Below are 23,826 nucleotides of genomic sequence, written 5' to 3'. Positions count from 1 at the left end.
CCAATGTCCTTATTTTCGGACAATTATAGCGCTGAAAAGGGTTCCTTGGGCCATTGCTGATCTATGATCAAACGACCGATAATAAAAGGCAGAGAGGCATTAGCTCATAAGCTGAAAGGAAGGATGGCATGTTAGCGTTTCGTTTGACAGGGCGGCCGAATTCAAGAATGCCTTTGTACCTGTACGGTGTGGGTACACAGGAAGAGAAGGGGCTTCATAGACCGGATGGATTTCCGGTTTACCAGCTGTTTATGGCCCGAGGTGGCGGGGGGCGGTTTAATATTGCGGGAAGAGGGGGCCTTGTTATTGGCGAAGGTCAATTGTTTGCACTTGAACCGGGAATAGCTCATGAGTATATTCCTCATCCCAAAACGACCGGGGAGCTGGCGTGTATCGGAATCGGCGGTGAATCAGCGGCATCGGTGCTTCAGGCTGCAGGATTGGTTCGAACGGGACCTGGCACCGTGACCGGGTTTGATGTAGTATGGTCACGGATGACGGAATTGTGGAAGGCGCTGGATCAGGGCAAGATGTCGATGTGGAGTATCTCTGCCTTGGTATACCAGTTCATTCTGGAGCTCGCTCAGGCTATGCCTCAAGAAGCACTGCCAACTTTTCCGGCGGCAGCGCCAGAAATCAGGCACTTATCCAAGGAAGCGGACAGTGCAGGGCAAGAGAGCAGCGTGTCGGGAATGCAGCCGCACCCGGATGCTGGCCAACAGGGGCTCAACCGGGCGATTGCCTTGATGCAGGCTCATTATCAGGATGATCTGTTATTTAAGCATGTGGCCGATGCAGCAGGTTACTCGGTACAGCATCTGAATCGACTGTTTCATCAGCACTACGGTGTGACAGGACATCAGTATATGCAGCGCTGGCGTTTGCATAAGGGAATGGAGTGGCTGAACAAACATCCTCAGGCGAGTGTGAAGGAAGCGGCAGAGAATGTAGGCATGGAAGTGAATTATTTTATCCGGATGTACAAGCGTGAATTCGGGGAGACGCCGGGCAAAGGTGTAAAGCAGCGCAATCAGCTCAAGCTGGAGCAGAGTCTTACGCTGAACCCTAGTACTCTCCCAAACCCGAACCCTCTGGTAGAGGGATAAGAGCAAAAAAATGGATTAATCAAAGGGCAAAACGAATTAGCGATTTAAAATAATCAACACGGCAGCCATATAAAAAGGGACCGATTCGGTCCCTTTTAAACATCCATTGTAGTATTGAACACATGAATATGTGCTCGTCTGTTTCCTGTTATGCCTGTTTCTTTTGCCCGAATATCGGCCTCATTAAAGCAAGTCCTACAATGCCAATGAGCGCACTCACCCACGGGGCCATGTAGAAAACAGGCAGTTTATCTCTAAGCGGGTAACCGACAAAGAGTACAAGCACAACGATGACGATATAGATGAGGATACCTCGAACGTTGACTTTGGGCATCACATGTTTGTCCTCGCCCTGGTCGTCTGGTCGTGCTGCTAATCGACGCAGCATCTCCACCAGTGCAATTCCGCCTACAGCGGCAATAAGGAGGGAAAACAGGCTAATATGCTCGAAAGGCTCGGTATCGCCGTCGGTCATACCGAAGAATAATCCTGCGCAGCCTTGAATGAGCAGTACTACGGATATAGCTGCCCAGGCGATCATCACATACCATTTAGGTGTTCGCTGCGCAGACTCTGACGTATTGTCATGATTCGCGTGCTGAACGGTGCTGGCATTATTCTTTTTGTTGGAAACTGTACCGGAATGATTTCTGCCCGTATTTGTGCCTGATTGTACATTTGGCTGAGCATTACCTGTTCCCAGCTGCATATAAATATCCTTTTCCAGATCAGGTCCATACAATTCGCGAGCCGGTTTGTTTGACTGCTGTGCCTGTACGATCGCTTTACCTGCGGCGAGAATCCATTCTTCCTGAGTTCTCTCGTCTGCCGGTGACTGCCGTGCAATAGTGCTAATCTGGTTGTACAATTTTACGTTATCTGGTGTCATTCGACTCATCTCGGTGATTTGCCGATTTTGTATTTCTTTCAGCTTCTTATACGAAATCCCCAATGCTTGCTCCCCCTGTCCTCGCACGTTCTGATCTTCCATATTCATGAAGACCCTGACGGTATTTTAGTATACGGGAAGGGCTGTCGTTTCGCAAAGTCATTCCTTATAAAATAACTGCTTATGGTTCACCCATAGCCCGATGCAGGCTAGCACAACACAGGTACATAAGAGCACCAGCTTTCCATGATGCTGAATCCATGCAAGCAGATGTGCCATGAGTTCATTCCTTTCGGTGAAAGGCGTTCCAGACAGGGGATGCCTTTGATTTTGGTTTTATTTTCCCCATGTGAATCTGTGAATATACACGGACCGTTCCGAAGAAGCAACGATTCTGTGAACGGTGAATAAAGAGCTGTGCAATCCACCACAATAGTAGCAATTTAAAACCGAAATGACGGACAGGAGGGTGCTCAAGATGGACAAGCAATCAGAACTGACACGTAAGATGCTGCTCAACAGTAATTCCCGTGGTGTTAAGGATGAGGTAGTGCCAATGAATGAGACCGTGGACGATGCGGAGTTTGGGGAAGAGCTTAACGATGACAATCTGCAGGGCAGAAGCTTCTGGGACAACGATGGTGAAGGTCAGCAGCATGAATGGAACGGACGAATCGAGACTCATGCCATGTTCCGCAGGAGTTACGAGTAGGAAAGAACCATGGACTATACATGCAGAGGAAATAGCTGCTACAGGAACCAAACAGCGTATATTACGAGCCTTGCTGAACATAGCCAGGCTCTTTTTTTGCAGGGGGGAATGGCTCAAAAAGAGAACAATTACATACGACAAAGAACGATCATTTCTCGCGTTGACTTACGGGTAAAGGAATGATAATATACTAATATCTTCTTAATACTTACTAAACTTATCGGATTAAATATAATTAACATAAGAACGAGAAACGTCAAATAGATTGCATTGTGAGCATGGAAAGGGGAAATCGGTATGGAACGTCAGATCAGCATCCGTCACGGCGAAGAGGAGTTAACCGCGACCATTCACTATCCGGTTGTAAAAGATATCAAAGAGGAGACACGTCAGCAGCGTGTGCCTTTGGCGGTCATCTGTCATGGCTTTGTGGGAAGCCGAATTGGTGTGGATCGTTTGTTTGTAAAGACTGCTCGTGAACTCGCGGAGGACGGATATCTGGTGCTTCGTTTCGATTACATCGGCTGCGGGGAGAGCAGCGGTGAATATGGAGCAGAAGGGCTGGAGTCCATGGTGCTGCAAACCCGTTCTGTACTGGACTATGCGGTGAACTGCAGTGATGTAGACCCGACACGTGTCACATTGATCGGACACAGCTTGGGTGGAGCTGTTGCGCTATTGACAGCTGTGCGTGACAAACGGGTTAAAAATCTCGTGATGTGGTCTGCTGTCGGTTACCCATTCAATGATATTGTAAAGATTACAGGCCGGGACGTGTACGATGAAGGTGTGAGAAAAGGTGCTGCCGATTATCTAGGTTACAAATTCACACCGAAATTTTTCGAATCTCTCGCAGAACATCAACCATTCCAGGAAGCCGTGAAGTTCAGCGGGGATGTGCTGGTTGTACACGGTACTTCCGATGAGGTTATCCCGGTAGACTATGCGTTTCTGTATCAGAAAGTTTTCTGGATGCGTCAGGAAGGGCGCTGCGACAAGGAGATTATTTTCCAGGGCAATCACACCTTCTCATCAGGTAAAGAGCGGGAACAGCTCATTACTCGCACAAGAGAATGGCTTGGAGAACGTCAGAAGATTGAAGAGAACTGGCAGCACTGGATGATCTAAACGATAAGTCAAACGTCATCAATCAAAAGTCACAGGGGTAGCTTGGAAAAGCGCCTTCTTCGGGGTAAAATAGAGAGGTAAGCATCCTATCCGTGTCTGGAGGTTGGCAGCGATGACATTACCCGCACTATTCATTGCGCATGGTTCTCCCCTGCTTTCGGTGGAGAGCAGTGACTACACTCAATTTTTGAACCAGCTTGGAGAGAGGCTGCCGGCTCCGAAGGCTATCGTTGTTTTTACTGCACACTGGGACTGTCCTGTGCCTTCGGTGACGATGGATGAGAAGCATCAAACCCTGCATGATTTTTACGGATATCCTTCAGCAATGTATAACATACAGTACCCTGCAGTCGGGCAGACTGAGATTGCAAACGAGATCTGTGCGTTATTCTCCCGAAGCAACTTGCCGTATCAGCCTGTTATGAGACGAGGACTGGATCATGGCGTGTGGGTGCCGCTGCTGCATATGTATCCCGAGGCCAACATTCCGGTTATTGCCGTGTCGGTGGACTCCCTGCGTTCTCCTCAAGAGCAGTATGATATCGGTCGTATGCTGGAGCAGCTCAGACATGATCATGTGCTCATCATCGGCAGCGGTGGAACCGTTCATAATCTGAGAATGCTGGCACAGGATGACGAGCCACAGGACTGGGCAATCGAATTTGATGATTGGCTTGGAGAGCGCCTGCAGCAATGGAACACAAGAGAGCTGTTTCAGTATGATAAAAAAGCTCCTCATGCACGGACAGCAGTACCCTCCTATGGAATGGAGCATATCGCACCTTTGTTCTATGCGATGGGCACAGCGGATATGTCCCGCACAGCCCGGCGGTTATTTCAATCCTATCCTCATGGCACGCTTAGTCTGAACTGCTGGCAGTTTGGAGACGGCATATAACTTGGAGCAGATGAGCGTGGATAACATGCAAATGCTGGAATGTAGTTCTCATTCAGTTTGGGTTCAAGTGATGTCTTTCAAGTTATTAACGATTAATGAAGTGAAGAATACCATACTAAATAAGATAAAAGGTTCCTCGCGTCTGTTAACGACTGCGTGGAACCTTTTTTTGGTGTATAGATACGTCACAGGCTTAGCTCAAATATCTCAAAAAGCGTGCCAGTATCCTGACTTTAACACTACTTACGAATCTCGAACAACTCACATTCCGCACGTGAGTGATAGGCTAGATCGCTGACACTGGATTGCACAACAACGGTGTTCTCGTCAAAACGAATGATGATGCCGCCAGAATCGATCTGGTGGTTATCTTTGAATACGCGAATTTTATGTTTTAAAGTCATGGCTTCCTGAAAATCGGCGTCCGTTTCAAGACGGCGTTGAGTTGGCATATATAGGATACTCCTTTTTGCGAACAGACTTTAGTTTTATCATAATACGGAGTCCGGCAGGTGAGCAAGTGTGCTGCATAGGAAATGTTACACGCAGCACTATATTTTATGATGAAAAAATCCTGCTCCGAAAGAAGGAGCAGGACCGAGATTTTATATTTTATTCAGATTAAGCTGTTTTCTTCGTTGGTGTTATGGTTGGTGTCGTAGGTGTCACCGTTTTGTTACGGTTGAACAATCCGCGAAGGTAAGGCAGAACCCAGTGATCCAGACCGATTTTACCAGCATTTGCACCAGCTACGACGATGAAGATTTCCATCAGAACCAGTTGAGCGTTGGTGCTTACTGTACCCGAGAAGAGGAACGCGAAGTTCATGACCATTGCCATCAGAGCTGCCAGGGTTGTGAAGCATCCAAGGATGAGTCCCAGACCTACAAGGAATTCACCAAGCGGGATAACGAAGTCGAACAATCCGGCATTCGGAATTGCGAATTTTTCAAGGAATGTTGCCCACCAAGCTTGAACGGCCGGGTGATCACCTGTTGCTTTTTCAAGTGCCCCTGCGAGGAAGCCGCCTGCTTCGAATCCACCAGTCAATTTGCTCCAGCCGTGAGTCATCCAGTCGTAACCGATATACACCCGAAGTATTGTCAAAATCCACATTGCCACTTTGTTTTCTCTAATCCATTGGTTGAAGCTGAACATATAAACCACTCCTTTTATGAAATCTAATGTGTGTTGTTTTTGTTTTTCTAAGTGATCACCTTTGATGTCTTTATTGTATAGCCGTAAAGGTGTTTTGTTTGTGATAATAATCACAATCTAGTTCAAATTTTAAGTAAGGTTTGAGAAGTTCACATTTCAGACGAATTTTTTCCCTTTAACTGTGATTCAAAAACGATAAACGAGCTGTATCAAGGTTTTTCAGGCGCAGACAAAACGGAAGCATTGTGATTAAATGGAAGGAAATACGTGAGATGGTTGTCTGCATGAGAGAAATATCACACATGACATCTGAAGGGAGTCAGCCAGATCGTTCAGGAGGTTTTATTTTGAATTCGTTTTCTTGGAAAAAAGGGTTGCTGACAGCGTCAGGCTGTCTTCTCGCTATTAGCCTTGTCGCTTGTCAGGATAAGGAGCTCGCCAAGGTTCCTCAGCCGGAGCCTGCACCAGTACAGGAAGAGCAGCCGATTGAGCAGCCTGTTAATCCGATGAATACAGCTCCTTTAACAGGACTAGCTGTGGAGACAGCACCCACGGATCGCCCGCTGGCGGTCATGATTAACAATGCACCTGCGGCACGTCCTCAATCCGGGCTAAGCGCAGCAGACATTATTATCGAGGTGCTTGCTGAAGGCGGCATCACCCGTTTCATCGCGGTTTTCCAGAGTGAAGGCGGTGCAGACGCTGTTGGCCCTGTGCGCAGCATTCGTCCGTACCTGATCGAGCTCGGAGAGAGCTATGATGGTGTGCTTGTGCATGCGGGAGGCAGCCCGGAGGCCTATTCTATTTTGCAAAAACAGCAGAAGCAGCATATGGATGAAATTTCGAATGGCGGCCCCTATTTCTGGCGCTCCAAGGATCGCAAGGCTCCTCACAACCTGTATACCTCTGTCGAAAAGCTTAGAGAGGGTGCAGAGAAGAAAGGATACAGCCATGAGTTCCAATCACCTGTGTATATGTACGACGAACAAGGGTCTACTTCAGCAGGGGAGGCTGTGAAGCAGTTTGAGCTCCATTATTTATTGAATAGTTATAAAGTAACGTATGATTACGATGAGGTTAGCGGACGATATATGAGAATGGTTAATGGAAAGCCCGATGAGGATAAAGATAATGGCCATCAGCTTGGTGCAGCTAACATTATTGTTGCCGGAGCAGATCATAAGGTGCTTGATGATGTAGGCCGATTGGCTGTTAATGTGGATCAAGGCGGGGAAGCGATGCTGTTTCAGAAGGGAAAGATGATTCGCGGGCAATGGGTGAGGAAAAAAGGGGATATCATTCGTTTCGTGCAGGACGGAGTGGAGATGAAGCTGGTTCCTGGTAAAACCTTCATTAACATCGTTCCAAACGCCCCGAAATTTTCAGATCATGTGAAGCTCGGTGAGCAGTCATGATAAGTTCCTGGGTTGATTTTCCTGGAGAAATGTAAACGCAGTGTAAAATTTAAGTCTGATTTTGCCATAATTCCACATAATTAAGATTCATTTCAGGTTTATATGAGAAGAATATAAAAAAGCATCGCAGCTTTTGTACAAACCATGAAACAAATATGATAAGATATCAAAGGTTGTCATTTCATGTTTCATCGGTTATCAGCGCAATTTCTCGAAGAGGGGATAGAGCTATGAAGATTAAGAAGAAGAAGGATATATTTTTTGAAACACTGGAGAACATGGCAGATACGGTGGTTCAAGCGGCAGATTATTTCTCCCAGCATGTTTCCAACCTTCAGGATGTAACTCTTTTTGCTAATGAAATGAAGAAGTACGAGTCGCAATGTGATGACTACGTACACACCATCATTACAGAGCTGAACAAAACATTTATCACGCCGATTGAACGCGATGATATTATGGAACTGACAACAACTCTTGATGACGTATTGGACGGAATCGAAGCTACAGCTTCCCGTTTCTATATGTACCAACTGGTTGATCCGGACGAATATATCGTTCAATTTGCAGAAATTTTGCGTCAATCGGCTTATGAAATTCAAAAGGCGATTCATTTGCTGTCCCAGAAAAAATTGCTGGCGATTCGTGAATACACCATTCGTCTGAACGATCTGGAAAACCAGGGCGACGAAGTATTGCGTAATTGTATCAAGAATCTGTTCGCAACGGTATCCGATCCGATTGAGCTGATCAAGCGCAAAGAGATTTATGAACGCCTTGAAACGACAACGGATGATTGCGAGCATGTTGCCAACGTTCTTGAGTCCATCATCATGCGTAATTCTTAAGGAGCCAGAGACTAATGGAAACAACGATTTGGGTATTAGGTATAGTCGTCTTCCTTGCACTGGCGTTTGACTTCATTAATGGGTTTCACGATACAGCCAATGCCATCGCAACTTCGGTATCAACACGTGCATTGACGCCGCGCCGGGCTATTCTTCTGGCGGCTGTGATGAACTTTGTCGGTGCAATGATGTTTACAGGTGTAGCGAAGACGATTGGGGGGAGTGTGACGGACCCCACCAAGCTGGATAACGGCATCGAGGTCGTCATAGTCACCTTGATCGCCGCGATCATATGGAATCTGGTGACATGGTGGTTTGGAATTCCTTCTTCCTCTTCACATGCGCTGATCGGCGCGCTCGCGGGTGCTGTACTCGTTGGAGCAGGTTCGGACAAAGTGAAATGGACAGGCTTCATTGATATTGTAGGCGGTTTGCTGTTATCACCTCTGATTGCTTTTGCAATCGGTTATATCGTCATGACGATTCTCAAGTATGTATTTGCCAAACGAAGCCCGCATAACGTCAATAAGGGCTTCCGTACGGTACAGATTTTCACAGCTGCACTGCAGGCATTCACGCACGGTACTAACGATGCGCAGAAGGCCATGGGGATCATTACGTTCGCGCTTGTCGCAGCTAAAGTACAGGATCATCTCGAAGTACCGCTGTGGGTAAAAATTTCGGCGGCCACTGCGATGGCACTGGGAACGTCCATTGGTGGATGGAAAATCATCAAAACGATGGGCACGAAAATTTTCAAAATCGAACCGATTAACGGCTTTGCAGCAGATTTGTCCGCGGCCTCGGTTATTTTCTCGGCAACGTTGCTTCACCTTCCGGTAAGTACTACCCATGCGATTACATCCGCGATTCTGGGTGTAGGTTCGGCTAAGCGCTTTTCGGCGGTAAAATGGGGACTGGCCGGCCGTATAATTATTACGTGGTTTATAACGATTCCAATTTCCGGAGCTCTTGCGGGATTGCTGTACTGGATTATTTTCTAAACCGCTCATATAAAGCAACACAACCGTGGATATGTTTTAGAAAACCGAACAATGGTCTGTTTATAACCATGTCAATATCGGGATATGTGGATAATTAAACAATGATATGGAAAATAGGCTGTGCACGAAATTGTGGACAGGCTGGATATGTGGATAGCCATCCGTGGAATGATAAACCAAAAGAAATCTTCCTGTGGATACAGGAAACTGTGTGGATAGGGGAAATGAGAGAAGCCAACCGGGTTGGCTTTTTTTGTTTGTGTTTGTCATATCAAGCCACAAGCCACGATAAGTCATATAAAGTAATACATTCGCAGCGATGACTTACTCCGTAAAGCAGACGTATGTGGCTTGACGTTGTATGATGGAATAGGGAAGAACTTCGACAAGAGACAAGGACGTGGTCTACTCCATGATTCGTACACTTGCAATTACGCGGGATCACCAGGTTACCGTGAACATGCCGCTTGAGCAGCTGGAATTGAGCGATTATGCATGGGTATGGGCAGATTTCAACCAGCCGACAGAAGAAGAAAGCCGATTGCTGGACAGCTATTTTCATTTTCACCCGTTAGCGATTGAGGACTGTATGCATGTCTTGCAGCGGCCCAAGCTGGACTATTATGAGAATTTGCAGTTTCTCGTGCTGCATGCACTGAATCCGGTCACACTGGAGGCCGAAGAGGTGGATTTGTTTCTGGGAGCCAACTTTCTGGTGTCTTTTCATCATGGGAAGCTGGAAGAAGTAGATGAAGCCTGGGATCGTTTGCTGCAGCATGCACATGAACGAACCATCTGGGCAAGAGGGCCGGTCGCGGCAGCCTATACCGTGATGGACAAGCTGGTGGATCATTATTTTCCGTCCCTGTTTGCCATTGAGGATGAGCTGGCTGAATTGGAAAACCGCGGCGGTCAGGAGTCGGTAGAGGAACTGATGAATCAGGTATTTGATCTGAGAAGTCGACTGCTGAAGCTGAGACGCACCGTTGTTCCGATGCGTGATCTGCTCTATCGGGTCGTGAATTCACAGCATGTCCAGCGATCAGGGGAGCATACGGTGTATTTTACTGATATATATGACCATTTGCTCAAGCTGACAGATATGATTGAAGCGGATCGAGAGATGACGGCTGATCTGCGCGACAGCTATATTTCGCTGAACTCTAACCGCATGAATCAGATTATGAAAACTTTAACCGTGATTACTACCGTATTTATGCCGCTCACCTTGATTGCCGGTATCTATGGAATGAACTTCACCCATATGCCAGAGCTGCAGTGGAAGTACGGATATGGTGCCGTGCTGCTGCTGATGTTTGTACTGGGCGGCTGCATGGTGGCGTGGTTTGTAAAGCGTGGCTGGTTCAAGTAGGCAGGGGCTTGTGGCCCCTGTCTTCTTGTCTCATTTTATTGTTCTATCCACATGTGAATAAGTTTTCTCGTAGATACATAACTGTGCATAAGTAAAAAGATTAAAATATGCGACCAGTTCTGCCTTAAACGCAGCCTTAGTCTACTTCAAGCACAAAAGAAGCGGTTTGCGTTTCCTGCCCGTTCACAAAAATAGTGAGCGTATGGAGTCCCGCGTAAAATTTGCGAGTAGTGATCAGCTTGAAGGATTGCTTGGTCGCGACTTGCGTGCGGCCTTCCGCATACATTCTGTCAGAGCATTTGAAGCGCTTGGGTGCCTGCTTGCCGTTAGCCTTCATATAACCGATCTCATATTCAATCCGCAGCATCTGCGGCTCCCCGCTTGTATTGACCACATCGAATGAAAAATGAAGCTCCTCCCCTGTCGCAATGGTATCCCGTTCCAGCTTCAGGTTCTCAATATCAACAGCTTCCTGTTTGTTGTAGCCGAACAAGCTTAATGCAGCGGGATGCCCTTTTTTGAGCAGTGAACGACTCGCATGACGGATAATCCAGTCCGTATGCGGATGCTGGCCATGCCAGGACTGAGCTAAATCCAGCACAAGATCGGCATGATCTTTGGAGATATCGTTCAGGTGATTGGCGACACTTTTTCGTACATACAGAGAGCTGTCCTGCCGGAGTGCATGCAAAATGGGAAGCACCGGCGTGGGATCAGCAATAAATTCACCAAGCTTGGCTCCCCATGGCAAACGAGGGCGGCTGCCTTCACTGGCTAACCTGCGAATATGCTCATCACTGCTTTCCGTCCATTCCATCAGTTGTTTGATCGTCTGGAGAGGGTAACGCTGAATAAAGGGGCGCACCGCAAACTCCGAGCTGGAATAAGGTGTAACAAGCGCAAGATACTTCATGGATAGCTCGTACCTGTCTGGCGCAAGTCCATTCACTTCAATGAAGTCAGGTATGAAAAGAAACTCAACACCTCGCAGCTGCGGGGCTGCCTGCCCGATAATATGTAATGCTTCTTCATAGTCTGCTGGAAGCACCTGAGTCAAAGCTTCCGTAATGCGGCGAATCCTTGCCTTGAATTCGAGTGTTTCCCAGCCCTCGGCGAAGATTAACTCACGAAATTGCTGTGTCTGCAGCTGTGGGTAAAACTGGCGAAGCTGGTCAGCGGTCCGATCAACCAGAGCGGGGGTATATTTGTCTTTGAACAGTTCCATGGTCTGCCTCCTTATATGTATTCTCTAGTATAAGTTGAACTAAAGATTTTACACAGACCACTCCGATGACAGAATAACCTGGAGAGTAGCGGTTATCCCCAGATTTTTTCGATTCCCTTTTCCAAAGGGGAAAATCCGGTGATAAAGGCGACCGCTCCGCTTTTTCAGGTTTTTTCTGTCCTCTCCGTTAACGTGTAAATGAAGAGTTCAACTTATATATTATACCTCATCTACTGTGCATGGGAACATAGGTTCTTAGTATTTATTCTGAAAAAAATTATTCAGACACCCGCCTTCGCAGAGGGGGTGTCTGAAGGGAACTAGCTTTTGCGTCTTTTGGGGCGCGGTTTTGCAGTTGAGTTTTTGCGGCGTACCGGAGAAGAGTTGCGTTTGCGCTGCTTGCCGTTCGTTTGTTTGCGGCGCTTGCGCGGGCGAGGCTTGGAATATTCCTCGAAATCAGCGTCTGCTTCACTGCTGCTATTTTTATTTTTGCCAAAAGGCAGAATGCCCATGACAAGCTTCATCATCGGTGCCATCTGCTGAATGCCGCCAACGACCTTCTGCATCTTGGCTACACCGTTCATAATGCCGTCAATACCGCCGAAGCGGTCAATCATGCCTTTGAGCTCCCCCAGATTCGCGAGGGAAAAGCCTGAACTACCTGAAGATGCGGGTGTCTGGGCTGGAACAACAGGGGTAACTGGAGTGCTGCCTCCCAGAAAGCCTCCACCAGGTGCACCTTGCCCGTAAGGCACAAGACCGGATGCTTCGACTTCAGCGAAACCCGGATAATGCGGATCAACCCCAGGATACATCGGCTGAATCTGGGCTTCATTCAGAGAACGCGGGACACCATAAGGTACATAGACCGATGTATGGGCCTGCCGATGACCAGGAGGAGCCGGCCGCGGCCGTGTTCCCGGTTGACGATGGTAATAATGCTGTGGCATGAACGATCACGTTCCTTCTATATTGGATTTCGGAATTGCGTTCCACCGAGGATCCCGGAATGGATTTTTACCAAGATATCATTGGAGTGAAATAAGGAAACAACAAGCAAGGTGGAACTCCCTTTTGATATACTGTATGTCATTCGCGGAGAGGCGGCGTAGGCGAGTGTCACGGGAAACGGGATATTTGCGGATTTGGGCGCAGAGGAGGTGTGAGGAGCGGGGATGTAACTTGAGGAAGAAAAATAAAATTTTGACACAAATTCGTCACAATTAAGTTTCATAAAATCCTAGAAGATTAATCGGATATGGTTCCCTATAAATGGGGATAAACTGCGATATTTAGGGGTAATGTCCATGAGGGGAGGACAATGATCCTATTTGTAAGCGTTAACATGTGTTTTTATTCTGTAGTGCGTGAAATCGTTAACGCTTGAAATACCAACTCAGGGTAGGTACAATGTAGGTACACAGTAACCGCTAGGGGATGATAAATAAATGCAGCTGAAAAAGCTAAATGATAAAAGTATAGAACAACTATTCGAGGCCATCCTGACACTGAAGGATATTGAGGAGTGTTATGTCTTTTTTGATGACCTCTGCACCGTAAACGAGATTCAATCCATGTCCCAGCGTCTGGAAGTGGCACGTATGCTTGGTAAAGGCAATACATATAACCAGATTGAGGCGGAGACTGGCGCGAGCACAGCTACAATCTCGCGTGTGAAGCGTTGTCTGAATTACGGCAATGATGGTTATAAAATGACGCTGGAACGCCTGGGGCGCTAATTTATGAAGAAGCCGGGTGTACTCATCATTAGTCACGGTTCTCAGGAGAAGACCTGGGTTGAATCCGTCGATGACGCGATTTCCCGGCTGAATCTGCCCGAGCCGCTGCCTGTTGAAGCTGGATTTCTGGAACTCGTGAATGGACGTTTAATTCAGGACGGTATCAACCGGCTGGAAGCTCAAGGTGTAACGGATCTGCTCGTTGTACCTCTCTTTGTTTCGTCTGGAAGCACACATGTGGATGAGATTGAATACGCGATTGGAGCCAAGGAAGCCCCAGAACGGGAAACTGATCTCGAACCATTTGAGGTGAAGGCCCGGGTTCATTTTGGTTATCCGGTGGATGATGATCCTGATATTGCGGTAATGGTGTGGGACAAGGTCCAGTCACTGTCACAGCAGCCCGAACAGGAGACCATCCTGCTCATTGGACATGGAAGCATCCATGACGGATTTCGCCAGCGCTGGGAAGCCGGCATAGCTTCTCTTGCTCGACGCGTGCAAGATATTAGCGGTGTAGCTCATACAGATTACGCGCTGCTTAATCCCGAGAGTGTGCATGACAAGGCGAAATACTGGAGCGAAGAGCGTGGAAGCCGTGTAATTGTGGCACCGCTGTTTCTGAGCGCCGGTTATTTCACGCGTCATGTCATTACGGATCGGCTTCAAGGTCTGGACTATGCATATAGTGGGGAAACGTTGTTACCTCATCCGCTGCTTGGTCAGTGGCTGGAACGGCAAATTCAGTATTTGCTGGACCAGTGTAATAGTGCTCAGGATTAAGGAATGCACGGCAATGGCTTTTAATTTTAATTGTAAGGCATCCAGTCAGCATAATGAAAACCACGTCCGAGGACGTGGTTTTTTGGCTCGGATTTTTAGTTAGGCAAAGCTTAGTCAGTAAGCAGTTAAGATAGGAAAGGGATTCGGATAAAATCTTGGGATAACAGCGGCTCTCAAGGTTATTCGCCATTGAAGCGGGCCGTGTAAAGTCTTTGGTTCAGATCAAGAATAAACAATGAATTATCTAAACCAAGCCTTATTCAGGTTGTTCGTAAAGTTGTTATCGTTAAATGGTACATTGGCACTGCCAAAGTCCGTTGTATTCAGTGCATTGCGTGCGGCCGAAGTCAGATCATCCCAACCGATCAGCGGCTGAGTTCCTCCGACCACATTGGTTACACCGAGCTCATGGTTAAGCGGCCAGGTGCTGTTGTAGGAGATTTTCGGATGATCCCCCTGCATATTGCTTGAGCTTGGAGCTACGTTCGTGAACTGGCCGTGGCCGGAATAGGCGACGGAGAGCACTTTCGGATTGGCTACAGCGGGATTGTCTACCCAAACGACAATGCCTTCCCAATCATGACGATGTCCGAATCCGGGAGATGGATTGTCTTTCGGAAAATACCATGCGTACATGATCGCCCACACTCCATTATGCCAAGCTGAGCGGGAGTAGACCTGGCCCAGATTGGAGCTGCAGCCGCCATTGTGTGATCCTGATGTTGCCAAGCCGGCACTGGTGTTGCCCTGTGCATCTACAGCGGGGAAAGGCACGCATCCATGGTAGACCTTTAGAAACGGCTGGAAACGTTTCGCCGTAATCTGTGTAGCGGTCACGGGTGTGACCTCCTGAAAGCCGACGACCTGATCATGGTTGATCACGGCCGCATCGGCGGTAGTAACCAGAGGCATACAGGCGAGGAGGGTGACCATGAGCATCAGTACAAGTTTCTTCGTTTTGTTCATCATGCAATTCTCCTTTGCGACATATTGGCGTGCTGGTTGTTATGTATGAGGCATGTACTCACATCTTACTGGAAAAATATTGATTATATTTATATTTTTATATTGAGATTTGTAAATTTGCGGTATATTTATGTCATCATCAAAGGATGCCTGAAAGGGTAGGAGAGATTAATTCGTGTTCAGGCGGGCAGAATGGAAGGATAGCGGGTTATTTTGCAAAAACGAGTTGTGGATTACAGGCTAGGACATCTTTACGTTTGGTGATATGATAGAAGCAGCGGTCTAAGGAATGAGACGAAATTCCTTTGGCATAGATATGAATGTGGAACGTATTGTTTGGGCGGGATGAATTGAAGTTTAATGTTGTGTTAAATGGCGGCCTTTACTGAAAAGTAAACAAAGCGGATGAGGTCGTTCCGACTCATGGATAATGTGGAATAGGTGGCGTATCAGATGAAAAGAGCTCGATTAATATATAATCCGACCTCCGGCCGGGAAGAAATGAAGAAACGTCTGGCAGATATTTTGCAGCGTCTGGATCAAGGCGGTATTGAGGCTTCCTGTCATGCAACAACGGGTGAAGGGGATGCAACCCGGGAAGCGGAGCTGGCCATTGAACGCGGATATGACATGATTATTGCGGCAGGCGGCGACGGCACGTTGTATGAGGTCATTAACGGCATGGCTGAACGGGAGAACCGTCCGCCGCTGGGTGTATTTCCTCTGGGAACGACGAATGATTTTGCGCGTGCGCTTGGTATTCCAAGACAATGGGAAGATTACGTGGATCTGGTCATTCATCAGCAGACACGTCCGCTTGATCTGGGCAAGGCCAATGATAAATATTTTATTAATATTGCAGGTGGCGGGTCGTTAACCGAGTTAACCTATGAAGTGCCGAGTCGTCTGAAAACGATGATCGGGCAGCTGGCCTATTATATGAAGGGCATCGAAAAGATGTCGAACCTGTCCCCACAGGAGCTGATCATTCGTGCGAACGGACAGGAAGAAATTCATGATGAATTCATGCTGTTCCTCATTGCCAATACCAATTCCGTCGGCGGCTTCGAGAAGCTTGCTCCCGGTGCAACCATTGATGACGGGATGCTCGATGTGATTGCAGTGCGCAAGTGTAACCTGGCCGACATGATCCGTCTCGTTACGCTGGCGCTGCGTGGGGAGCATCTGAATGACAAGAAGGTTTTGCATTTCCAGACCGATCATATGGAAGTGACCTCACCAGGACATGTGCTGCTGAATCTGGACGGAGAGCTGGGCGGATCACTGCCGGCAACGTTTACGAATCTCAAGCATCATCTGCAGCTGTTCCATCGGTAAAACGAAGCCTCCCCTGGGTGGGGCGGTGTGGTGGAATTGGTCTGATGGGCTGAGTCTGATACATTCTTATGATCCGTTTGGTGCGGTATGATCTTGAGTTGGGCTCATGATGCTAACTAGTCATGTGGCTTGAGTTGATCAGTTGTGAGTTGTGCATGAGTGCGGGAGTGTATTAGTGAATGTGCGCGCGAGTGTAAGACTGAGTGAGTACATGCGCATAGGGATATAGAATTGTGTAGGAGCGTGTTAGGCTGAATAGCGCATGGATATAGGATGTAAAAGTGCGTGAATGCAAGAGTATATGTAAGAAAGTATGAATGCGAGAGTAAATGTAATAGCCCGACAGTATTTCCAAGAGGCGCAATAGTATTATGTAGAGTACGTGAGTACTGCTTTAAGAGCGGACTGTTGTGCAAGATTAAATGTGAGATGTAGGGCGCAAGTTTACATGAAGGGTGCGAGAGTACAGGAAGCAAGAGTGCAATAATATGTGTAAGAGTGTGTGTGGATATATGAGAAGGTAAGAATACGAAAGTATCTGTAAGAGTGCGACAGTATTTCTAAGAGGCGCAATAGTATATGTAAGAGTACGTGAGTACTGCTTTAAGAGCAGACTGTTGTGTAAGAGTAAATGTGAGATGTGGAGCGCAAGTTTATACGTGAGAGTGCAAGTATATATGTAAGATTCGTGAGTATGTCTGCGAGTGCGAGTGTATGTGTAGAGCTCGATAGTATATATAGGAGCACTGCTGTTGTGGGAGTCGCTTGGTAAGCCGGAATTGGTGCCTTTCGTGCTAACGATTTCAGGAAGTCTTATTTTGGAGAAATCAGTACATTTGGAATTCTAACGATTCGGTGAGACGCTATTTTAGGTGAAATGACTCAAAATGGCCGATAAACTCGATTTTACATTGAAATAACGTCTCTGAGATTCGTTAGAATTTTAGAACGTTATTTTTGGCGTGAATAAGGTTCCCAGGATTCGTTAGAATTCAGCGAGCATAAGCGAGCGGTGCTCATCCTTTCAAAAATTACAAACATTGTCGCTGGGTGACGCAAAATGCGACTTATCGCTGGATTTAACCACTGCCTTTGAAGGCGGTGTACTATATAAGAAAGAAGTGAATGTGCGTTGTCTAATATGAACCGCAGCGGTCGTGGAAAAAACCGCCGGAATTCGGCTGCTCCTCAAGGGAAGGGGAAAGCTTCAGCGTCCCGTCAGCCAAGTCAAAGTCAATCAAACCAATCAAGACCGCGTGAATCAGCAGCATCAATCGAAGGATTGCCCGTCAGTAAAAATGAAGAAACCGTCATTGATATCATCGGCATGAATCATGACGGCGAGGGCGTAGGCCGCGCGAATGGCTATACATTATTTGTGCAGGGTGCTCTTCCGGGTGAAACCGTGCGCGTGCGCGTGATGAAAACGAAAAAGCAATACGGCTACGCCAAGCTGCTGGAAATCGTCAAAGCCAGCCCGGATCGCGTATCCGCGCCATGTCCGATCTATGATCAATGTGGTGGATGCCAGATTCAACATATGAGCTACGCTGGTCAACTGGCGTGGAAACGTCAGCTGGTGATCGATAATCTGCAGCGCATCGGGAAGCTGAACGTGTTGGTGGAGGATGAGACTCAAGTAATCGAGCCTGAACAATCTCCATTTGATGAACGAATAGAAGAACAAACCAACGAGAGTAATCGAATGCGTCTGCGACTTGAAGGTGTCATGAACGAAAAAGACACAGAACACGCAATTCGTGTACTGCCAACGATGGGCATGGACGAGCCGTGGCGTTACCGGAACAAGGCACAAGTGCCGATTGGCGCAGCTGAAGGCGGTTTGGTTGGTGGTTTTTATGCAAAAGGAAGCCATCGGATCATCGACATGGATACCTGTCTTATTCAGCACGAGCACAACGATGAAGTCGTGGCCAAGGTGAAGGAGATCGGCAGCCATCTTGGCATTAGTGCATACAACGAGGAAACAGGCCGGGGGTTACTGCGTCATGTCGTGGTAAAAAAGGCGTTCCGTACAGGCGAGATGATGCTGGTGCTGGTCACGAACGGTCGGGATATTCCACATCAAGACGAATGGATCGGCAGCATCCGCGAAGCGATTCCGCAAGTGGTGAGCATTTGTCAGAACGTGAACAAAAAGCAGACAAACGTTATTTTCGGCGAGGAAACCCGTGTCCTGTGGGGACGTGATGTCATCTATGATTATATCGGCGATGTGCAATTTGCAATCTCTCCGCGTTCGTTCTATCAGGTCAATCCGGTGCAGACCGAAGTGCTGTATGGCAAAACGGTAGAATACGCCGGACTGAGCGGCAAAGAAACGGTTATTGATGCATACTGCGGCATCGGAACGATCTCTCTTTTCCTGGCGCAGCATGCGGATCAAGTGTATGGGGTAGAGATTGTGCCCGAAGCCATTGAGGATGCCCGAAGTAATGCGCTGCTAAACGAGATGCGTAACGTCAAATTCGAAGTCGGCGCCTCCGAGGACGTCATTCCGCGCTGGAAAGAACAAGGCATCGAAGCAGACGTCATCGTTGTTGACCCACCGCGCAAAGGCTGCGACCCGCGTCTACTCGACACGATCCTGGAGATGAAACCGGAACGCGTAGTCTATGTCAGCTGCAACCCAAGCACCTTGGCGCGTGATTTAAGAGTTCTGGAGGACGGCGGCTATCGTACGGTGGAGGTAACGCCGGTGGATATGTTCCCGCATACGGTGCATGTGGAGGTAGTAATAGGAATGCAACGCAAAGATACCTAGAAATCCTTTGTTTTCAACACTTTGCGCCGTTTACGACTTTTACGAAGGATGGCCCTGATTTCAAAAATAAGGTTCTAAAGGAAACAATTGAGGTTTCGGTCGTGCTTGACCTTGGTTTTGAGGTCGAGTGTGTAGATATGTCGGGAGAGAGAAGAAAATAGCCTAAAATCGTTAGATTGAAATTTCAAGAGAGCGCCTTTGTAAGGCGTTTTTTTTGTTTCATACATAGACAAAATTCGCACATTTATTCCAATATTTTCACGACTGTATGGTACTATAGACATGTAGTATCTATTTTACCAAGACCAACATATTTAATGTCTATGGAGGGATTTTTGTGAAGCTAAAAAAAGTTTCGATACAAAATTACAGACGGTTTATAGAGACATCGCTATCATTGGCTGATGACGTCACTTTGTTGGCTGGTGCAAACAACAGCGGGAAGACATCTTTAATTGAGCTTTTAGAAAATATATTAAATTCGTCAAAAACGGAATTTTGTGTTTCTGATATACCTGTAACTCTCTCAAAAGAATGGGTTGATCAGGCATACTCAATCTTTATTAATCATTTTGAGAAAAATGATGATAGAGAGAAAACAATTCAAGCGATAGTAAATGATCTTTTTTGTTTAGATGGAGCTCCTGGGAAAGAGAAACTTCTTATTTTACCAACAGTCGTTCGGCTAAGAGTTGATTATGAGACTAATGAAGAGATGGGGGATTTTGCTGACTATATTATGGATTTAGATCTTAACCATTGTTCAATCTATTTCGAATATTCATTCGAGGTTACTTCTACTACTTTTAGTCAGTCGCTAGACAAGGACTTTGAAAAATTAAAAAGTAGGTATGAAAAGCTTTCTGGAGAAAAGGATCAAAATACTAAGATGGGTTTCTTTAAAGAAAAAATATTAGGTACATACGTTTCTAGTATTATTGAGAAGTGTTACTTTGCTGATAGGCAGTTTCAAAATAAAAATGAAATGGAACTTTCACATTTCCGAAAGTTGTTTAATTTATATAATATTTATGCAGGCAGGCCATTAGAAGACCAGAATGTAGGTCACTCAAAAAGTATTAGCAAAAATGTCCTTGATCTTGCACATCATGATGATGCATGGAAAGCATTTCTGGGAGCCTTGCCAGATAAGATACTTCAGCCAATTGAAGAACTAGGGATAACAGATATTGTAAGGAAGGTTTCGGTGGATGGACTTACTGAGACAATTTCTTCAATTGCTCAAGCTAATGGGGGGAATACGGGGAGCATTATGCTTGATTTAGAGATCTCGGAGGAAACGATTAGTTCTCTTATCAGCCAAATTACTCACGCTAAGTATGATCTTCAGGGGCACTATCTCAATGAAACATCACAAGGATTGGGATACAGTAATATGATATTTATTCTCTTGCAACTTGAAAGATATAAAAGGAACATTGACCCATTGCTGGTGAACATATTTATTATTGAAGAACCTGAGTCACACATGCATCCACAAATGCAAAATGTCTTTGGGAAATTTCTGAAAAAATACTACCAAGAAAAAAAGATACAAGGGTTAATAACCACACATTCTAGTGAGATGGTTAGAGTAACTGAAATGAAGAACCTCAGAGTGGCAAGACCGACAACTCCGTTCATAAGCAATATATTTGATTTCTCATCTTTTAAAGAAAGTGTAAGTAAGGACCCTGTTCTTGATAATTTCTACGATTGGTTCTATGAAATAGGATTCTCTGATATAGTATTTGCCGATAGAGTCATTATTTACGAGGGTGACACAGAAAGAATGCTCATTAGAAAACTCTTTTCTTTGGATGATTTTGCAGTATTAAATCAACTATATATCGCATTTGTTCAGGTGGGAGGAGCGTATGCTCACAACTATAGAACTCTCATTGAGTTTATGGGAATAAAAACGCTTATACTAACGGATCTTGATTATAATAAAGCCTCAAAAACAGAAAGTCACATAAGAGCCTCAGGAACAACGAATGCCACGATTAATAATTTTTATGAAATAACACATCCAGAAACCAAGCCAACTGTAGCAGATTTGTATGAGTGGAAAAAGAATGAGGGGAACATATTGTTTAAAGGCTGTGCATATCTAAATTATCAAGGGGAAAAGGACAGCTTTGCTCGTACCTTAGAAGAAGCAATGCTTGCTAAGCATTATAAATTAACAGCAGTTGAGGAAAAGAGTCGGGAGGATTGGATTAATTTAAGAAATGTTGACAAATTGAAGTTTACTATTCCTCAAGAAGAGGGACAATATACAATTAGAGACATTGTTGAGCATACTTCAAAAGGAAAAACAGATTTTATGTATTCAGTGATCCTAAATAATTTAACTAAAAATATGTTGCCAGATTATATTGAGGAGGGGCTGGCATGGCTGAAGAAATAGTAGATAAAAATATCTATTTAGTTAATGCTCCGGCCGGAAGTGGTAAGACAACGGCAATCAAATCAATGATTTTCAAGCATCTGGTTGAATATCCCAAAGATAATATTCTTTGTATAACATACACAAATAGGGCTGCAGAAGAATTAGGGAAGGATATGGATAATAAAAAAGTTTATTTTTCAACAATTCATTCTTTTTTACACAACTTTCTAAAGATTTATTTTTCACATGAACAAATACTAAATTTGTACTTTGAAACATATGGTGCTGAAATAATGAAGAGAATTACCAATGAAAATGGGGATGAAAAGATAACCAGAAGTAATGAAAGGTATATTGAGAAAAACGGTGAGTTATCATTTAATTATATTAAGGAAAACCTTAAGTCTATCTATTACAATGAGTCTCAATTTAACTTTTTATATTATGGAGGCTTGTCTCATGATGATCTTATAACGTTTTCTAAATTAGTATTTGATAAGTTTCCTGTCATTAGAAGGAGATTGACAAAAAAGTATCAACTTATATTTATTGATGAGTATCAAGATTCATCGGCAAATGTATTAAAATTATTTTATGAAGCAGTTCATGCAACCTCTACAGAGCTATATTTTCTGGGAGATAAAATGCAACAAATATATAGGAACTATGATGGCTCATTTGAAGATAAACTTTTAACCCTCAATCAATCAATTAAATTAACTACTAATTATAGATCAGTTCCTGCTGTTATTGACATTTTAAACAATTTGTATAATAACAATTCGTATAAGCAAGAACCTGCAGAGAAAAATTTAAATGTAGTAGCTGATCACTTGCCTAGAATTTTGTTATGTGATGATGTTTCTGAGAAGCTTAAGTTTGAAAAACAAAATTATCCTAACGCATTATTGTTGTTCTTGCTTAATCAAAAACGATTTGACTCTATTGGAGCAGGAGATCTTTATAGAAAGTATAACAAAATGGAACGATATTCGCATATACAACAATATAGTGCTGTTGATGTGCTTATAAATGATTCACAGGATAACCCAGATAGTTTAGTTAAATTATTGTTCTTGGTTAACCAAATTGCTCAGGACTATGGTACTAAGAGCTTAGGCAATATCGTTCAGTTGTTCAAACGAAATTCTAAAATATTTAATGATACTGTATTTACCGTGAAAAAACATGAAGATAAACGTAGATTGGATAATTTATTGCTTAAAGTTGCGGATGTATATAATAATTCTCAAATGGAATATAGTATAAAATCAGTGCTAAATACACTTTTGGAAACTGCACTGGTTAGACCGGATTATATAGGCTCCATAATTGATGACGAAGAATACTCTTTAGTTTTGGAAGTTAATATAGCAGAGTTTCGTCTTCTAGCTGAGTACTTAAAAACACCAAATGTATCTACACAACATGGCGTAAAGGGAGAGAGCCATGACACAGTTTTTTTTATAGCAGAGGACAGTAACAGCAAGCCATTAGTCCATATGTATAAGTTCTTTAACATGTGGAGTAACATGGAGGTGTCACTTAATGAATTTGAGTCGTTCTATTATGAATATGTTGAGTGGATAAAGGATACAACTTCATACTTAGGGTTCAAATTATCTGAAATTAATAGTGAGCTGCATAAAAAACATCGAGAGTATTTAACATCAAGAATAAATCAACTACTTAAACACTTTGAAAATAATGAGTACTTCAAAAATTTATGTGAGAGTGATCACAAAGCATATGTAGACAATCCACTTGTAAAAACAGCCAAAATGTGTTTCAAAGAAAGCCAAGTGTATGGATCTTTAAGTGCTTATCGTTTATTTTATGTAGGTTGTTCTCGTGCACGAAGAAATTTGTCAATATTTATTAATAAATCTAAAATCGAAAATTTTTCTTCTCAATTAGTAAAGAAATTTTGCGAAATAGGGTTTGAAGTCATGGAATAAACTAATTCAGTTTTTGATTTCAAGTAAACAAGAGAGCATCCCTTACCAGATGCTTTCTTTTCATATAGATATCCTTTAAAAGCCGATTGCTCTGAATTATAGCGCAG

20 protein-coding genes are annotated in these 23,826 nt (G+C 44.9%); 14 read left to right on the top strand and 6 right to left on the bottom strand.

Annotated elements, in window-relative coordinates; translation table 11 throughout:
• Nucleotides 1-128: 128 nt before the first annotated feature.
• Nucleotides 129-1,106: an AraC family transcriptional regulator gene (locus tag IEW26_RS24950; protein ID WP_188594339.1), complete on the top strand. Its 978-nt coding sequence runs from the start codon at nt 129-131 to the stop codon at nt 1,104-1,106.
• A 148-nt stretch (nt 1,107-1,254) separates the two neighbouring features.
• On the opposite strand, the gene IEW26_RS24945 is transcribed toward IEW26_RS24950, so the two are convergent.
• Nucleotides 1,255-2,058: a hypothetical protein gene (locus IEW26_RS24945; RefSeq protein ID WP_229730025.1), complete on the bottom strand. Its 804-nt coding sequence runs from the start codon at nt 2,056-2,058 to the stop codon at nt 1,255-1,257.
• Nucleotides 2,059-2,473: 415 nt separating this feature from the next.
• Here IEW26_RS24945 and IEW26_RS24940 point away from each other — a divergent pair, with 415 nt between their 5' ends.
• From IEW26_RS24940 to IEW26_RS24930, 3 genes are all read left to right on the top strand, one after another.
• The gene (locus IEW26_RS24940) at nt 2,474-2,707 is read left to right on the top strand and encodes a hypothetical protein (protein WP_145405546.1); all 234 of its coding nucleotides are present in this window, start codon (nt 2,474-2,476) and stop codon (nt 2,705-2,707) included.
• A gap of 297 nt (nt 2,708-3,004) precedes the next feature.
• Entirely contained in the window at nt 3,005-3,835 is an 831-nt protein-coding gene (locus tag IEW26_RS24935) for an alpha/beta hydrolase (RefSeq protein ID WP_111273213.1), read from the top strand.
• A gap of 112 nt (nt 3,836-3,947) precedes the next feature.
• Entirely contained in the window at nt 3,948-4,733 is a 786-nt protein-coding gene (locus IEW26_RS24930) for a DODA-type extradiol aromatic ring-opening family dioxygenase (RefSeq protein WP_188594337.1), read from the top strand.
• Between the two features lie 239 nt (nt 4,734-4,972).
• Here the strand turns inward: IEW26_RS24930 and IEW26_RS24925 are convergent, their stop codons facing one another.
• Both IEW26_RS24925 and IEW26_RS24920 read right to left on the bottom strand, forming a co-directional pair.
• Nucleotides 4,973-5,185: a hypothetical protein gene (locus IEW26_RS24925; RefSeq protein ID WP_188594336.1), complete on the bottom strand. Its 213-nt coding sequence runs from the start codon at nt 5,183-5,185 to the stop codon at nt 4,973-4,975.
• Between the two features lie 169 nt (nt 5,186-5,354).
• Nucleotides 5,355-5,891 carry a DoxX family protein gene (locus tag IEW26_RS24920; RefSeq protein ID WP_188594335.1) on the bottom strand — a complete coding sequence of 179 codons (537 nt, stop codon included), beginning with the start codon at nt 5,889-5,891 and terminating at the stop codon, nt 5,355-5,357.
• Nucleotides 5,892-6,238: 347 nt separating this feature from the next.
• On the opposite strand from IEW26_RS24920, the gene IEW26_RS24915 reads away from it, so the two are divergent.
• The 4 genes from IEW26_RS24915 (at nt 6,239) to corA (ending at nt 10,530) form a co-directional block, all read left to right on the top strand.
• Nucleotides 6,239-7,306, top strand: coding sequence for a DUF3048 domain-containing protein (locus IEW26_RS24915; protein ID WP_229730024.1), 1,068 nt, complete (start codon nt 6,239-6,241; stop codon nt 7,304-7,306).
• 230 nt (nt 7,307-7,536) lie between these two features.
• Complete coding sequence (locus IEW26_RS24910; protein WP_111273207.1) at nt 7,537-8,154, top strand: DUF47 domain-containing protein; 618 nt, start codon at nt 7,537-7,539, stop codon at nt 8,152-8,154.
• A gap of 14 nt (nt 8,155-8,168) precedes the next feature.
• Complete coding sequence (locus tag IEW26_RS24905) at nt 8,169-9,158, top strand: inorganic phosphate transporter (protein ID WP_111273206.1); 990 nt, start codon at nt 8,169-8,171, stop codon at nt 9,156-9,158.
• Nucleotides 9,159-9,570: 412 nt separating this feature from the next.
• Nucleotides 9,571-10,530: a magnesium/cobalt transporter CorA gene (corA, locus tag IEW26_RS24900; protein WP_188594333.1), complete on the top strand. Its 960-nt coding sequence runs from the start codon at nt 9,571-9,573 to the stop codon at nt 10,528-10,530.
• Between the two features lie 136 nt (nt 10,531-10,666).
• On the opposite strand, the gene IEW26_RS24895 is transcribed toward corA, so the two are convergent.
• Nucleotides 10,667-11,755, bottom strand: a complete 1,089-nt coding sequence (locus IEW26_RS24895; protein WP_188594332.1) for a DNA alkylation repair protein — start codon at nt 11,753-11,755, stop codon at nt 10,667-10,669.
• 320 nt (nt 11,756-12,075) lie between these two features.
• Nucleotides 12,076-12,705 (bottom strand): tyrosine protein kinase, encoded by a 630-nt coding sequence (locus IEW26_RS24890; protein WP_188594331.1) that lies wholly within the window; start codon nt 12,703-12,705, stop codon nt 12,076-12,078.
• Nucleotides 12,706-13,203: 498 nt separating this feature from the next.
• On the opposite strand from IEW26_RS24890, the gene IEW26_RS24885 reads away from it, so the two are divergent.
• Both IEW26_RS24885 and IEW26_RS24880 read left to right on the top strand, forming a co-directional pair.
• Nucleotides 13,204-13,494 (top strand): YerC/YecD family TrpR-related protein, encoded by a 291-nt coding sequence (locus IEW26_RS24885; RefSeq protein ID WP_017690665.1) that lies wholly within the window; start codon nt 13,204-13,206, stop codon nt 13,492-13,494.
• Between the two features lie 3 nt (nt 13,495-13,497).
• Nucleotides 13,498-14,277, top strand: a complete 780-nt coding sequence (locus IEW26_RS24880) for a sirohydrochlorin chelatase (protein WP_188594330.1) — start codon at nt 13,498-13,500, stop codon at nt 14,275-14,277.
• 240 nt (nt 14,278-14,517) lie between these two features.
• On the opposite strand, the gene IEW26_RS24875 is transcribed toward IEW26_RS24880, so the two are convergent.
• Nucleotides 14,518-15,216: an NPP1 family protein gene (locus tag IEW26_RS24875; protein ID WP_248064260.1), complete on the bottom strand. Its 699-nt coding sequence runs from the start codon at nt 15,214-15,216 to the stop codon at nt 14,518-14,520.
• Nucleotides 15,217-15,696: 480 nt separating this feature from the next.
• Here IEW26_RS24875 and IEW26_RS24870 point away from each other — a divergent pair, with 480 nt between their 5' ends.
• The 4 genes from IEW26_RS24870 to IEW26_RS24855 all read left to right on the top strand — a co-directional run bounded on the left by IEW26_RS24870 (nt 15,697) and on the right by IEW26_RS24855 (nt 23,719).
• Complete coding sequence (locus IEW26_RS24870; protein ID WP_184186181.1) at nt 15,697-16,581, top strand: diacylglycerol kinase; 885 nt, start codon at nt 15,697-15,699, stop codon at nt 16,579-16,581.
• A 1,141-nt stretch (nt 16,582-17,722) separates the two neighbouring features.
• Entirely contained in the window at nt 17,723-19,366 is a 1,644-nt protein-coding gene (gene rlmD, locus IEW26_RS24865; protein WP_373288567.1) for a 23S rRNA (uracil(1939)-C(5))-methyltransferase RlmD, read from the top strand.
• 337 nt (nt 19,367-19,703) lie between these two features.
• Complete coding sequence (locus IEW26_RS24860; protein ID WP_188594328.1) at nt 19,704-21,779, top strand: ATP-dependent nuclease; 2,076 nt, start codon at nt 19,704-19,706, stop codon at nt 21,777-21,779.
• Nucleotides 21,764-23,719, top strand: a complete 1,956-nt coding sequence (locus IEW26_RS24855) for a UvrD-helicase domain-containing protein (RefSeq protein ID WP_188594327.1) — start codon at nt 21,764-21,766, stop codon at nt 23,717-23,719. Before IEW26_RS24860 ends, IEW26_RS24855 begins: the two co-directional genes overlap by 16 nt.
• The last annotated feature ends 107 nt before the right edge of the window (nt 23,720-23,826 follow it).

It is taken from the genome of Paenibacillus silvae (assembly GCF_014639235.1).
In the GTDB taxonomy this organism is placed as follows: domain Bacteria; phylum Bacillota; class Bacilli; order Paenibacillales; family Paenibacillaceae; genus Paenibacillus; species Paenibacillus silvae.
The sequence above is the reverse complement of the archived record's forward strand: the minus strand, read 5'-3'. Positions and strand labels throughout refer to the sequence as shown.